The 14223-nt window shown below is 74.9% G+C and carries 7 protein-coding genes; 4 read left to right on the plus strand and 3 right to left on the minus strand.

What is annotated here, in order from left to right:
- Positions 1–27: 27 nt before the first annotated feature.
- A complete protein-coding gene (locus AB0K28_RS15780) occupies positions 28–3219 on the minus strand; it encodes a BTAD domain-containing putative transcriptional regulator (RefSeq protein WP_364369917.1) in 3192 nt (1063 codons plus the stop codon).
- Positions 3220–3369: 150 nt separating this feature from the next.
- On the opposite strand from AB0K28_RS15780, the gene AB0K28_RS15785 reads away from it, so the two are divergent.
- From AB0K28_RS15785 to AB0K28_RS15800, 4 genes are all read left to right on the plus strand, one after another.
- Entirely contained in the window at positions 3370–4434 is a 1065-nt protein-coding gene (locus AB0K28_RS15785) for a ThiF family adenylyltransferase (protein ID WP_364369920.1), read from the plus strand.
- A 146-nt stretch (positions 4435–4580) separates the two neighbouring features.
- Positions 4581–5789: a hypothetical protein gene (locus AB0K28_RS15790; protein ID WP_364369923.1), complete on the plus strand. Its 1209-nt coding sequence runs from the start codon at positions 4581–4583 to the stop codon at positions 5787–5789.
- Positions 5790–6360: 571 nt separating this feature from the next.
- A complete protein-coding gene (locus tag AB0K28_RS15795; RefSeq protein ID WP_364369926.1) occupies positions 6361–7362 on the plus strand; it encodes a hydroxyacid dehydrogenase in 1002 nt (333 codons plus the stop codon).
- Between the two features lie 36 nt (positions 7363–7398).
- The gene (locus tag AB0K28_RS15800; protein ID WP_364369929.1) at positions 7399–9018 is read left to right on the plus strand and encodes a serine/threonine-protein kinase; all 1620 of its coding nucleotides are present in this window, start codon (positions 7399–7401) and stop codon (positions 9016–9018) included.
- A 118-nt stretch (positions 9019–9136) separates the two neighbouring features.
- Here AB0K28_RS15800 and AB0K28_RS15805 read toward each other — a convergent pair whose 3' ends face one another.
- Entirely contained in the window at positions 9137–13567 is a 4431-nt protein-coding gene (locus AB0K28_RS15805; protein ID WP_364369932.1) for a protein kinase, read from the minus strand.
- A gap of 96 nt (positions 13568–13663) precedes the next feature.
- Positions 13664–14218 (minus strand): GNAT family protein, encoded by a 555-nt coding sequence (locus AB0K28_RS15810; protein WP_364369935.1) that lies wholly within the window; start codon positions 14216–14218, stop codon positions 13664–13666.
- Between the last annotated feature and the right edge of the window lie 5 nt (positions 14219–14223).

The raw sequence follows: 14223 nt of genomic DNA on the forward strand, positions 1-14223 counted from the left end.
TCGATTACCACGGGACGCGAAAATTTCTCAGTGACCGGCGAGGAGCGCCGCGGTCTCCTGCTGCTCCGGCACGCCGATGCCGGTGAACAGGGCGTGGGCCTGCGACCAGAGGCGGGCCGCGCGGCCGTCGTCGCCCGCCCTGCTGCGGGCGTGCCCGAGCGTGGTCAGGGCGCGGGCGTGCTGCAGCGGCTGTCCCGACCTGCGGGCGTGCCGCAGCGCCCGCTCGCACTCACGTACGCACGACTCGGTGTCGCCGGACGCGAGGTGGCCGGCGGCGCGCAGGATGTGCGCGCGGGGCAGGTCGAGCGGGTTGGCGGTGCGCGCCAGCTCCAGCGCGTGGCCCGCGTCCAGCATGGCGTCGGCGTGCCTGCCCTGGCGCAGCCGGACCTCCGCGCGTTCCAGCAGCACCTGGTCGAGGTCGGTGCCGGTGTCCTCGGCGAGCCTGGCCGCCGCGTCGAGACGCGCCAGCGCGGCCTCCATCCGGCCGAGCCCGGTCTCGGCGGCGGCGGCGCCGGCGAGCGAGGCGATCTGGCAGCGCCGGTTCTCGACCTCCTGCGCGAGGCCGAGCGCGCGGGCGAAGGCGTCGATCGCGCGTACGTGGTCGCCGGCGTCGCGGTGCACCCAGCCGTACGTCTCGTACGTGACCGCCTCGGCGTAGAGCAGGCCCGCCCCCTGGGCCAGGGCCAGCGCCTCGTCCAGGTGGCCGAGCGCGTCGGCGAACCTGGCCTGCCGCTGCCGGACCAGCGCCAGGTTGACCAGTGTCAGCGTCCGCAGGTGCGCGTTCTCGGGCTCGCCCGTGAGCGCGAGGCAGGCCAGCAGCGACTCCTCCGCCTGGTCGAGGTGGGCGAGCTTGAGGTGGGCGGAGGCCAGGTTGTTGAGCACCCGGGCCTCGCCGCGTACCAGGCCGAGCGAGCGGTTGATCTCCGCCGCCCGCCGGTAGAGCGGGATGGCCCGGCGCGGCTCGCCGAGCTGCTTGCGCGCCACGCCGAGTGCCTGCAGCACCGCCGCCTCCTGCTGCGGCCAGTCCGCGCGGCGGCACAGCTCCTGCGCCCGCCCGAGGTAGCCGAGCGCGCCCTTGAGGTCGGCGACGAGCAGGCGGGCCCGGCCGATCGAGTGGCACATCGCCGCCTGCCCGCGCAGGTCGCCGGCGCGTTCCGCGGCGGCGAGCGCGGTCTCGGCCAGCCGCAGCCACTCCACGCGGCTGCGCCGGTACTGCAGCAGCACGTCGGTCAGCGCCTCGACCAGCAGCCAGGCGTACGGCGGCGTGCCGGAGGCGATCACCCCGGCCAGGTTGTCCCACTCGACGTCCAGCCAGGCGAGCGCCTCCTCCCGCCCGGCGAAGGCCACGGGTTCGCCGCCGGGCGTCTCGGGCACCTCGAAGCCGGCCGCCGTGAGCGCCCCCGCGGCCGTGCGCAGGTAGTGGTCGTACAGGCGCCGGAGAGCGGCCTCCTGGTCGGCGGCGGCGTCCTCGGCGAGGCCGAGCTGGGCCGCGTACTCCCACACCAGGTCGTGCGCGGCGAACCGGTCGTGGCCGACCTCCTCGATCAGGTGGATGCGCGCCGCCATGCCGAGCAGCACCGCCGCCTGCTCACGCGTGGTGCCCGCCAGCGCGGCGACCGCCGCGGCCGACACGCCGGCCCCCTGCGCCAGGCCGAGCAGGCGGAACACCCGCTGCGCCGGCGCGGGCAGCGCCCGGTACGACAGGTCGAGCGCCGCCCGCACCGCCACGCTCTCGTCGCCGTCCACCCGCAGGCGCACCAGCCGCCCCCGGTCGGCGAGCTCGCGCACGTAGTCGCCGATCCTGCGGTGCTCGTGGTCGCCGATCCAGGACATGGCGATGGACAGCGCGAGCGGCAGGCGGCCGCAGAGCGCCACCAGCTCCCGCGACGCCTCCGACTCGCGCGACAGCCGCTCCTCGCCGACGCCCGCCGAGATCAGCCGCAGCGCCTCGTCCTGCTCCAGCACGCCGAGCGTGACGCGTTCGACGCCGTCCAGGGCGACCAGGCCGCCCAGCCGGTTCCTGCTGGTGATGACGACGCGGCAGCCGGGGTCGCCGGGCAGCAGCGGGCGTACCTGGTCGGGCTCCGCGACGTCGTCCAGCACCAGCAGCACGCGCCGGCCGGCGAGCAGCGAGCGGTAGAGCGCGACCTGCGCGTCCAGCTCGACGGGGATGTCCTTGGCCGCCTGGCCCAGCCCCTGCAGCAGCAGCGGCAGCGCCTCGGCGGGCGTCATCGGCGCGCGCCGGTCGAAGCCCCGCAGGTCGAGGAAGAGCTGCCCGTCGGGGAACCGGTCCGCCCGCCGGTGCGCCCACCGCAGCGCCAGCGCCGTCTTGCCGACGCCCGCCGGCCCGGCCACGAGCGTCACCCGGCCGTCGTCCATGCGCCGCAGCTCCGCCTCGCGGCCGACGAAGTGGCCGGTGACGGGCGGGAGCTGGCGGGGGACCGGCGCGGCGGGCTCGTCCGCCGGCTCTCCTGGCGGCTCTTCCGGCGGAGCGGCCGCGGCGGTCTCGGCCAGCAGGCGCTGGTGCAGCGAGTGCAGGTCCTTGCCCGGTTCCACGCCGAGCTCGCGGACGAGCCGGTCGCGGAACTCCCGGTAGACGCGCAGCGCCTCGGGCAGGCGTCCGTCGCGGTGCAGCGCCAGCATGAGCAGCCCGTACGGCCGCTCCCGCAGCGGCTGCTCGGCCACCAGCCTGGTCAGCCCGGCCACGACCGCCTGATGGCGCCCCAGCTCCAGCTGGGCCTGCGCGCGGCCCTCGATCGCCTGGATGCGCAGCTCGTCGAGCCGGTGCCGCTCCGCCTCCGCGACGGGCCCGCCCAGATCCGGGTACGGGTCGCCGCGCCACAGCTCGAGCGCCCTGTCGTACGCGGCGACGGCCTCCTCGGGCTCCGCGCCGCCCGCCTGCCCGACCAGGGCGCCGAACGCGTCGGCGTCCACCTCGACGGCGCCCTCGGGGATCAGGTAACCGGGACTCCGGGTGACGATCGCCGCGCCGAGCGCCCTGCGCAGCTCCGTGACCAGCGCCCGCACCCGGGGGGCCGCAGACGGCGGCGGCTCGGCGCCCCAGAGCCGCTCGGCCAGCCGCTCCACCGAGACCACGCACCCGGCGTCGAGCAGCAGGGCGGCGAGCAAGGCGCGCTGCCGGCCCGTCAGACGCACCGCCTCGCCGTCCACGACGGCCTCCAGGGGACCGAGGAGGAGGACGCGGACAGCCTTACGCACAACCGCAGACGCTAGTGCAGTGCCCATTGAGGGATCAATCGGACCCACCGCCGTTCGTTGCGGGATCCATGCGGCGTCCATACAGCCTCCATGCGGCCGGCTGTCAATGTCTGTCCAGCACTCCCGTCAAGATTGGGCGCTGTACAACCGATGAGGCCGCGACTGAAGACCCTCGCCCGCGAGCGCGTCGGGCACGAGCTCAGACTCGTGTACGACCCCCGCGACCGGCTGGTCCTCACCGACCCTGAGGGGACGGTGGAGAAGCTCCTCGACCTCCTGGAAGAGGGCGGCAGGACGGTCGAGGAACTCGCCGCCGAGCTGTCCCTGCCGGTCTCCGACGTCTCCGCCGCCGTCAAGGCCCTGGACGCGGAGCGGCTGCTGGAGGACGGCGACCACCTCGGCCTGCTCGGCCAGGAAGACGCCGAGCGCCACTTCAGCAACCTGGCCTTCTTCGAGTCGTTCGGCACCCTGGACCGCAGCCGCGAGGACGTGCTGCGCCGGCTGCGCGAGTCGCACGTGCTGGTGCTCGGCACCGGCGGCCTCAACTCCAACACCATCCCCCACCTCGCCGGGCTCGGCGTCGGCAAGATGACCCTGCTCGACCGCGACACCGTGGACCCGCGCAACTTCGCCCGCCAGTACCTCTACCGGTGGGACGACGTCGGCGCGCGCAAGGTGGAGCGCGCCGCCGACTGGGTGCGCGCGTTCGACCCCTCCATCGAGGTCGAGACCGTCGACATGGGCGTGGAGAGCCCCGAGCAGCTCGACGAGCTCGTCGGCCGCACCCGCCCCGACGTGGTGGCCTCCGGCATCGACCGGCCGACCCAGATCGACCTGTGGGTGAACGCGGCCTGCGTGCGGCACGGGGTGCCGTTCGTGCGGGGCGGCATGTGGGTCACCTCGGGGACCGTGTGGTCCGTCCAGCCGGGCGTCAGCGCCTGCCGGGCCTGCGTGCCGCCGAGCGCCGACCCCGACACGCCCGACCTCGCCGCGATCCGCCTCTACCGGGACGGGCCCCGCCCGAACCGCGGCATCGGGCCCGTCGCCGGGCTGCTCGGCGCGTACGGGGCGTTCGAGGTCCTGCGCTACCTCACCGGTTTCGAGCCGCCGGCCTACGCGGGCCGGCCGCTCATCATCGACTTCGCGGGCGGGTGCGCCACCAGTCGCACCGAATGGACCCGCGATCCCGGCTGTGAAGTGTGCGGAGGGAGGTGACCCATGAAGATCGAGATCGTGCGCATCGAGAACACCCGTCTGACCGTCGACGCGGACCCGGGTTCCGACAGCTGAAGTATCGGGGCCGCGCCTCTCTCCGGTGTGCGGCGCGGCCCCCCACTCACGTTCTGAGGTGGTGAAGACCGATGACCGCGGCCACGGACGCCGGCCTGCGCGAGCGAGCCGCGCGGCTGACCGTCACCTTCGACGGCGAGGCCTGGGTGCTGGGCCGGCCGGACCTGGGAGTGTTCGTCGCGGTGCCGGAACCAGGCGCGATCTTCATCACCACCCTGCAGCAGACGGGCTCGGTCACCCAGGCCACCGAGCGGGCGAGCGAGAAGGCGGGCGAGCCGGTCGACGGCGGCGACTTCATCGAGGGGCTCACCGCAGCGGGCCTCCTCGACCCGGCCGCCGCCCAGGACGATGACACCGCGGAGCGCGGCCGCCGGATCAGGTGGATCGAGGGCGTCAGCCCCCGGGCCGCCGCCCGCCTGTTCGGGCGTATCGGCTGGTCGGTGTACGCGGCGGCGCTGGTCTTCGCGCTCGCCGTCCTCGTGGCCCGCCCCGACCTGCGGCCCTCCTGGCAGGACGCGTGGTTCCTGCCCAGCATGGGCCTGTCCGTGCTCGGCTGGCTCGTGCTGGGGATCGCGTTCGGCGCGCTGCACGAGGCGTGGCACTGGCTCGCCGGGCGGGCCGTCGGGGTGCCCGCCACGTTCCGCGTCAGCTACCGGGGCATGTACATCGTCTACGAGACCGACCTGACCCAGATCGTCGCGGTGCCGCGGGACCGCCGGCACGGCGTCTATCTGGCCGGGATGGCCGTCGAGGTCGTGGTCGTCGCCGTCGCGCTGGGCCTGCGGATGATCGTCCCGCCCGGCCTGCTGGACGACCTGCTCGCCGCCGTCATCCTGTTCAGGGTCGTCGCCATCGTGTGGCAGTGGGCCGCGCTGCCGCTGCGCAGCGACTCGTACGCGCTGCTCGCCAACGCGCTGCGCTGCCACAATCTCTACCGGACGACCTGGCTGACCGTGAAGAACCGGATCTTCCGCCTCACCGAGGCGGAGGCCGCCGAGCTCGCCGCGTCAGGGGCGCGCGACCGCGACATGGCCCGCTGGTTCGCGCTCCTGTACGTGGCGGGCATGGCGGTCATGGTCTGGCTCTTCCTCACCGTCATGCTGCCCCTCATGGTGTCGCTGGCCCAGTGGGGCGTGGAGCGGCTGCTGTCCGGGCAGGTCGGGTCGGCCGCGTTCTGGGAGGCGATCGCGGTCACCGCGTACGTGGCGCTGCGGATCGGCCTGCCCCCGCTGCTGGCCTTCCGCGAACGGCGGCTCCGCCGCGCCGGCGCACTCCTTTAGCCCCTGGAAGGGCCGTCCGAGACCCCGATCGCGTGCTCGTCGCCCGGCGCCAGGAACGCCGGCAGGCGGCGGCCCGCCGGGTGATGAGGGGATGCATGGTGACCAGGTAGGGGCTATTGCGGCCGGTCCCGGGCCGCAATAGCCCCAGCGACGCCGGCGAAGCCGCCGGCATGTGGTCTCCTCACGCCCGATCGTACGCGCTTGTGAGTTCATTCTTGAGAGATTCGTGCCACTCCGTCGGGGCCGGCGATCTTCGGGAAGTGAGGGGCATTCGTCCACGTTGGAGGCTATGAACGCCCCGGGCGGAAAGCATCAGGGAGCTCGCCGTGCTGCACGCCCAGCTCGGCCGGGCCGCCGAGGGCCGGTCCTGCCTCGTCGTGCTGGAAAGGCCGGCGGGGATCGGCAAGACGGCGTCGAATACCACCCGAGCCACATCTGCACCAAGCCCGGCATCACCTCCCGTACGGCGCTGATCGGCCGCCTGAGCGACCTACGCGAATGACCCCGGGCGAACCGTCGTCATCGCCGTCGTTATGATCAAGAGCGACCGCAGCGCATCGGGGGAGCACGAATGACGGATTCCCGGCCGAAGACCCTGCTCGCGATGGGCGCCGACACCGCCGCCCGGCTCATCACCGGCCCCGTGCGCGACCGGCTGCTCGCCGTCGCCGACATCGACCCCGGCCTCATCGCCACCGACTTCGCCGACCCCGCCGTGGCCCCCGCGCTGGCCGAGGCCGAGGTGCTGCTCACGAGCTGGTGGTGCCCGCCGATCACGGCCGACGTGCTGACCGCGGCGCCCAGGCTGCGCGCGATCGTGCACGCCGCCGGGTCCGTCAAGCACCACGTCACCGAGGCGTGCTGGGAGCGCGGGCTGCTGGTGTCGTCGGCGGCGGCGGCCAACGCGGAGCCGGTCGCCGAGTACACGCTGGCCGCGATCCTGTTCGCGGGCAAGCGGGTGCTCGACAGCGCCAGGCTCTACCGGGAGCGGCAGGACCGGCCCGACCTCGACGCGATGTTCCCCGGGTTCGGCAACTACCGGCGCACGGTGGGCGTCGTGGGGGCGTCCAGGATCGGGCGGCGGGTGATCGAGCTGCTGCGGCCGTTCGCGCTGGACGTGCTGGTCGCGGACCCGTACCTGAACGAGGACCTCGGCGTCGCGCACGTCGGGTTCGACGAGCTGTTCGAGCGCTCCGACGTGGTCACCGTGCACGCGCCCGACCTGCCCGAGACCCGCCACCTCGTCAGCGCGGCCCGCCTGGCGAGCATGCGCGACGGCGCCACGCTCATCAACACCGCGAGGGGCGCGCTCGTCGACCAGGACGCGCTCATCGCCGAGCTGACCTCCGGCCGCCTGTACGCCGTGCTCGACGTCACAGACCCCGACCCGCTGCCGCCCGGCTCACCCCTGTACGACCTGCCGAACGTGCTGCTCACCCCGCACGTCGCCGGCTCGCTCGGCGGCGAGCTGGCCCGCATCGCCGACCTGGCCGTGGACGAGGTCGCGAGGTACGCGCGCGGGCTGCCGTTCGCGCACGGCGTGGCGGCCGAGGAGCTCGCGACCAGCGCCTGATGACGGCGGCGGGGGCTCGGCCCTAATCTGCTGCGCATGCAGAAACGGGTTATCGACGGCCGCTTCGAGCTGCTGGAGCGCCTCGGCGGCGGCGGCATGGGCCTGGTCTGGCGGGCCTGGGACGTCGCCCTGCACCGCGAGGTCGCGCTCAAAGAGGTACGCCCGCCCGACCCCACGATCGACGAGCAGGACCCGACGCACGCCCGCGAGCTGCGCGCCAGGATGCTGCGCGAGGCGCGAGCCCTGGCCCAGCTCAACCACCCGCACGTGGTGACCATCCACCACATCGTGGACCCCGGCGAGCAGGGTTACCCGTGGATCGTCATGGAGCTGGCCACCGGCGGCTCGCTTCAAGACCGCATCCAGAGCGGCCCCGTGCACCCGGCGGAGGCGGCGCGGACCGGCCGCGAGGTGCTGTCGGCGTTACGCGCGGCCCACGCGGTCGGCATCCACCACCGCGACGTCAAACCCGCCAACGTGCTGCTGCACGCCGACGGCCGCTCGGTGCTCACCGACTTCGGCATCGCGGCCATGCGCGAGTCCACCAGCCTGACGTCCACGGGCGCGTTCATCGGCTCGCCCGAGTACATGGCCCCCGAGCGCATCAACGGCGTCGAGGGCGACCCCGCCTCCGACCTGTGGTCGCTCGGCATGATGCTGTACGTCGCCGTCGAGGGCCGCCACCCGCTGCGCAGGAGCACGGCGCTGGCCACGCTGGCGGCGGTGCTCAACCAGGAGGTGCCGCCGCCCGTACGGGCCGGGGCGCTGACGCCCGTACTGACCGCGCTGCTCGCCCGCGACCCCGCCGCCAGGCCGGACGCCGAGACGCTCGACCGCATGCTCGCCGTGGCGATGGACCCGAACGCCGCGCCTCCACCCCCGCCCGTGATGCAGGCGCCGCCGCCTCCGGGTCCTTCGCACACCGTGCCGCCCGGGTACCCGCGGCCCTGGAGCGGCGGGCCGGTGCCGCAGGCCGACACGCTCAACCCCCGGCCCAAGCGTGGCGGCAGGGGAGCGGCCGCGGCCGTGTCGCTCTCGGCCGTCGTCGTGGCCGGCGTGCTGGTGTGGCGGCTGCTGCCGAGCACGTCCGACGCGACCGTGCCCGACCCCGAGCCGAGCCACCTGGCCATGACCGCCACGCCGTCCAGGACGCCGACCATCCCCCGCGTGACCATCCCCAGCCTCACACCGAGCACCAAGCAGCCCGTGCGGGAGAAGCTGCTGACCCCCGACGGGATCCGCGCCATGCTTCGCGTGGTCAAGCCGGTCATCGGCACCAGCAAGGTCATCGGGATGTCCGTGCACGAGACGCACGCCAGCCTGGACGTCCCGCTCAAGCGCGACAAAAAGGTCTACAACACCTACGACTACCGCGACGGCCAGGTCGACGAGCCCCGCATCGGCGGCCAGGTCAGAACCTCGCCGGCCGACCTCGACACCTTCAACTGGGACCGGCTGCCCGCCCTGTTCAAGCGGGCCGACAAGGACCTCGGCGTGCCCAAGCCGACCTCGCGCTACATCATCGTCGACACCGACTACGCCTTCACCTCGGTCAATCCGGTGCTGCTCGTCTACGTCAGCGACGACTACCACCGCACCGGCTACCTCGTGGCGAGCCCTCAGGGCAAGGTGCTCAAACTGATCCGCAACGAATAGGCGCTCGCGGCCCCTCCGCGGCGGCGCCTGACCGGGCGCGGTGGCGCGTGCCGGGCGGTGGCGCGTGGCCGCGGGTGGTGGCGCGTGCCGGGCGGTGGCGCGTGGCCGGGCGTGGTGGTCAGCAGACCTCGCGGTAGTCGGCCTCCGGGATGAGCCGGGCCCACTCCTCCCTGGTCAGCGAACCGCCCGCGCGCTCGCACACCGCCTGCGCCGTCAGCGCGGGATCGACGGGGAACTCGCGTACGGAGCCGTCCAGCGCCACGCCGCGCAGCCGGGTGCCGTCCTGGCTGAACGCCGGCCCCGCCGCCCACGACCCGGCCTGGCCGACCTCGCGCAGCGTCCTGACGTCCCACAGCGACGTACGGCCTGCGTCGATCGCCATCAGGCCGCCGTCCGGCGAGAACCGCACCTCGTCCACGGGGCCGCTGCCGGTCCTGATCGTGCCGATGGGGGCCCGCTCGTGCACGCCCCACAGCAGCACCCGGCCGCCCTCCAGCCCGAACGCCAGCCGGTCGCCGTCCGGCGAGAACGCCAGCGCCGTCGCCGCCGCGCCCCCGCTGGCCCTGGCCGCCAGGTCGAGCGGGGTCACCTGGCCGGTGCGCAGGTCGAGCAGGCGGGTGCCCGCGGCCAGCGTCATGCCGTCGGGGCTGAAGGCCAGCGCCAAGTCGCCGACGCCCTCGTACGCCTTGATCCGGCGGCCCGAGCGCACGTCCCACGTCTCCAGGAGCGTGCCGCGCGCCGTCGCCAGCGTGCCGCCGTCGGGGGAGAGCGCCACGGCCGGTACGTCGCCGCCCGCCTCGATCGACGTCACCTGCCGGCCGCTCGCCACCTCCCACACCGTCACCGGGTCGCCCGCCACGGCCAGCAGCCGGCCTGTCGCGTCGAACGCCAGGTCGCCGGCTGCGGCGATGCGGCCCAGCGTCCTGCGGCTCTCGGCGTCCGTCAGCTCGATCGCGTCGCCCACCTCCTTGGCCGCGACCCGCCCGTTGCCCGAGAACGCCGCCACCTGGCCCTCGCCAGCCGGGGCCGGCAGGCCGGAGACGTCGAGCGAGACGACCGAGCCGATGCCGCTCAGGTAACGCAGGGTGCGGCCGTCCGCCGAGAACGCCAGCCCCCGGCCAGGATCCTTGAGCGGGTACGAGCCGGCCAGGCGGCGCTCGGCCACGTTCCACACCCGCACCTCACCGTCGCCGGGCAGCGCCAGCAGGCGTCCGTCGGGACTGAACACCAGCGGCCCCGCCGCCGTGGCAGGCGTCACCTCCAGCCCGTCCACGATCTCCACTCCCCAGGCCCTCTCCGCCCCGGAGCCCGGATCCCCACTCTTCACCCGCACCCTCTTGGCCCGCACCGCCTGCGCCACCACCCGCGCCACATCAGCCTTGATCCTGCGGGCAGAGCCGGCATCACGCCCGGCCCCCGGATCCGCCCCCGCACCCCCATCCCGCACCACCGCCGCCTCGGCGTCGCGCGCGGCCCTGACGTTGGGGGTGTCAGGGGTGCCGGGCGTGGCCTCAGCGTTGAGGGCGTTGAGGGTGTTGGGGGTGCTGGGCGCGGCCTCGGCATCGCTCCCGCTGTCGGGATCGCGCGTGGCCTTGGCGTCAGGGTTGCTGGGCGCGGCCTCGGCATCGCTCCCGCTCTTGGCGTTGCGCGCGGTCTTGGCGTTGGTGGTGTTGGGGGTGCTGGGCGTGCTGGGCGTGGCCGCGGCATTGCGCCCGTCCTTGGCGGTGCGCGCCGCCTCGGCGTCGCTCGCGGTCTTGGCCTCGCGCTCACCCTTGGCCTTGTGCTCACCCTTGGTGTCGCGGGTCGCCTCGGCGTCGCGGGCGGAGTCGGCGTCGCGGGCGGCGTCGGCGTCGCGGGCGGAGTCCGTGTCGCGGGCGGCGTCCTGATCCGGCGCGCCCGCGTGGCCGTCCGGCGCTCCCTTGCCGCCGGGACCCGCCGTGGCGGTGCCCTTGGAGGCGGGGGTTTTGGAGGGGGTCGGGCCGGCCGTGGCTCGGGGGCCCGGGGTGCGGGACGGGGACACGGCCTGCGGACGACCGGTAGTGCCGGCGCGCGTCCCCGAGGCGGCCGGCTTGGGGGACGCGGCCTCGGCGCGCGACGGGAGGGCCGACGCGCGGGTGTGCGGTGCGAAGCCGAACGTCTCGGCCTGCCGGGAAGGACCCGATCCGGGTGTGGCAGGCGCCCCGGCCGTGCCCGGCGACGCAGGGGCGGCGGCCGTGCCGCGTGAGGCGGGGGCCCCGGCCGGGGCGGGTGATGTAGGGGCGGTGGTCGTTCCGGGGGCCTGGGCCGGGCCGGGGGACGTGGGGGCGGCTGCCACGCCCGGCAAGGGCGGTGAGCCGGTCGTGCCGGGGGACGTCGGGATTGCGGCGGTGAAGGGTTGGGCGGGGGAGGGGTCCGCGAGGGTCGAGGGGAGGGCGAGGAGGCCGGGGCCGGGGGAAGGAGGTGTGGTGGGGGTGGGGAGGCCGGGGTGGTGGGTGGCGAGGGTTTCCGGGGCGCCGGTGTGCCGGGCGCCGGCGCCCACCAGCGTGACGCCGTCGCGGCCCGCGACCGCGAGCGTGCCGCCGTCCGGGCTGAAGGCGAGGGCGGGGGCGGCGGCCACGGAGCCGGTGAGCGGCTCGACCTTCACCACCCCGGTACGCACCCGCCGCGGCGCCAGCTCCCACAGCTCGACCCGCCCGTCCAGCCCGGACAGCGCGGCCCTGTTGCCGTCGGGCGACAGCGCCACCTTGCGGTCGATGACGTCGAACAGCACCCGCGTCCCCTGGTAGACCCGCGTGCGGTTGCCCCGGCTGATCGTGAAGACCCCGTCGGCGGGCGCCTGCCCGGTCGCCACCTCGACGGGCCCTGAGGCGCCCTCGGCGAACCGCCCGTCGTCGCTCAGCCCGATGCTCCCCGGCGGCAGCGGGTACGACGCCACCTCCCGCCCGCCGGACACCTCGTACATGGTCACGGCCCCGGCGTCCCACCGGACCAGCTCGTCGCCGCGCAGCAGGTAGCGGGCCCGCCCGTCGGCCCCGGGGTCGGTGAAGACGCCCAGCTCGGGCTGTACGATCGAGGACTGCAGGGCGGCCCGCGCCTCGAAGATCGGCGACATCCGCCAGGCGGCCACGCTGAGCCGCATCGCGGCCCGCGGATCGGTGGTGCGCAGCGCCTCGGCCCGCGCGGCGACGGCTCGCGCGCCGGCCTCGAGGAGGCGTCCGCGCAGGTCGTTCTGTCCCTGGACGGTCACCACCGTCATGGTGACGGCGACCGCGACCACGGCGGCGACGGCCGACAGGGCGGGCACGAGGAGCTTCCTGCGCTGCTTGGCGAGGGCCACGCTGTCGCTGATGAAGTCGCGTTCGAGCTGGCTGAGCCGGACGTGCCGGCGCTTGGCCGCGGCCCAGCCGAGCGCGGTGGCGAGCTCGTCGCCGCGCAGCAGGTGGCCGCGCCCGCGCCGGTGCTCCGACCACTGCCGGGCGGACTGGCGCAGGTGCCGGTGCACGGTCATGCCGTCGCGCTCGTCGGCCACCCAGCCGCGTAGCCGGGGCCAGGCGCGGTAGAGGGCGGCGCTGGCGGGGGCGACCTTGTCGTCGCTGACGGCGACGAGCTTGCCGATGGAGGTCTCGGCGGACGGTACGCGGATGCTGCGCCGTACGAGCAGGCCGGCCGCCATGAGCGGGGCGAGCACGTCGCCCTCGTCGTGCGGCCGGTCACCGTCGAGCAGCCGCAGCAGCAGCCCGGGCACCTCCTCCTGCTGGCGGGGGGTGAGCGACAGGTACGCCTGCTCGGCCGCCTCCCCGAGCGACGGCGTGCGCACGTACGCGTCGGGCGGGCGCAGCTCGGTCGCGCTCTCGATGAGCAGTTCGGCCGCGGCGGGCCGGTCGGCGGGGCTCTTGGCCAGCGCCCGCTCGACGAGCCCGGCCAGCGGCTCGGGCAGGCAGCTCAGGTCGGGGTCGACGGTCAGCAGCCGGTGCATGACGGCGCCGGGGCTGTCGCCGCCGAACGGGTCGTCGCCGGTGGCCGCGAACAGCACGACGGCGCCCCACGCGAAGACGTCGGCGGCGGCCCCGGCCTCCTGCCCGGTCAGCACCTCGGGCGCCTGGTACGGGCACGCGCCATCGGTCGTACGCGCGCCGGCCAGCCCCAGCTCGATGACCCGGGGGCCGTCGTCGGCCAGCAGCACGCACTCGGGGTTGAGCCCGGAGTGGGTCAGCCCGGCCGCGTGCAGCGACCGCAGCGCCGCGGCCAGGGCCGCGGCCAGCGCGACCAGCTCGTCACCTGAGTAGGGGCCGCCGTGCAGTCCCACGGCCTGGCGCAGGTCGGGCCCGCTGACGTATTCGCTGACGACGTAGGGGACGCCGGCGTCGGACCCGACGGCCACCACCCGCGCGAGATGGCGGCAGGTCACCTGCTCGTAGCGCTGACCGACCTCGCCCAGGGGCACGGTGACGGCGTAGCGGCGACCTTCGTCGTCGTAGGAGTCGTAGACGACACCGCGCCCGCCCGCGCCGAGCCTGGCGGCCAGCCAGTAGCCGCCAAGCCTCTCGGGGTCACCGGGCACCAAGCGCATCGTCACTGATGCTTAGATGCACGACACCGCCCATTGGTTGCCTCGAAGACGCCACAGGTCCCCCGCGCGCCTCGGGGGACCCATGCGTCATGATCATTATGCCAGGGTTCCCGTTCGCGCCTGCCACTCGGGCCGCAGGACGGCCATCACCACGGCGTCGTGCCATTCGCCCTCCCACAGCAGCGCGTCGCGCTCGACGCCCTCGGCGACGAACCCGGCCTTCTCGTAGACGTGCCTGGCCCGCTCGTTGAAAGCGTAGACCTCCAGCCGCACCCGGTGCAGCGGCGTGGTGCGGAAGACGTGGTCGAGCACCAGCTCGATGGCCTCGCTGCCGTAGCCCCTGCCGAAGGCGCGCGCGCCGACCAGCGCGATGCGCAGGTTGCAGGACAGGTTGTCGGTGTCGAGCTGGTTGATCACCACCTCGCCGACGAACGCGCCGTCCGCCGTGATCGCGAGGTCGAGCCGGTCGGAGTGGCCGGCGCGGGTGGCGTACCAGGTGCGCAGGCTCTCCAGGTCGGCGCGGGCGTGCGAGCCGGTGAGCCGGCGCACCTCCGGGTCGGACACCAGCTCGAACAGGCCCTCGGCGTGCTCGGGCCCGACCGGGCACAGCGTCACGCGCTCGCCACTCAGCGTGGGTTTCTCAGCGAACATCCTCG

This window comes from Nonomuraea sp. NPDC049504 (assembly GCF_040676845.1).
GTDB lineage: Bacteria > Actinomycetota > Actinomycetes > Streptosporangiales > Streptosporangiaceae > Nonomuraea > Nonomuraea salmonea.

Excerpts from the sequence above, each read along its gene's own strand:
- AB0K28_RS15785 (WP_364369920.1), top strand. The coding sequence starts at position 3,370 with ATGAGGCCGCGACTGAAGACCCTCGCCCGCGAGCGCGTCGGGCACGAG.
- AB0K28_RS15790 (WP_364369923.1), top strand. The coding sequence starts at position 4,581 with ATGACCGCGGCCACGGACGCCGGCCTGCGCGAGCGAGCCGCGCGGCTG.
- AB0K28_RS15795 (WP_364369926.1), top strand. The coding sequence starts at position 6,361 with ATGACGGATTCCCGGCCGAAGACCCTGCTCGCGATGGGCGCCGACACC.
- AB0K28_RS15800 (WP_364369929.1), top strand. The coding sequence starts at position 7,399 with ATGCAGAAACGGGTTATCGACGGCCGCTTCGAGCTGCTGGAGCGCCTC.
- AB0K28_RS15805 (WP_364369932.1), bottom strand. The coding sequence starts at position 13,567 with ATGCGCTTGGTGCCCGGTGACCCCGAGAGGCTTGGCGGCTACTGGCTG.
- AB0K28_RS15810 (WP_364369935.1), bottom strand. The coding sequence starts at position 14,218 with ATGTTCGCTGAGAAACCCACGCTGAGTGGCGAGCGCGTGACGCTGTGC.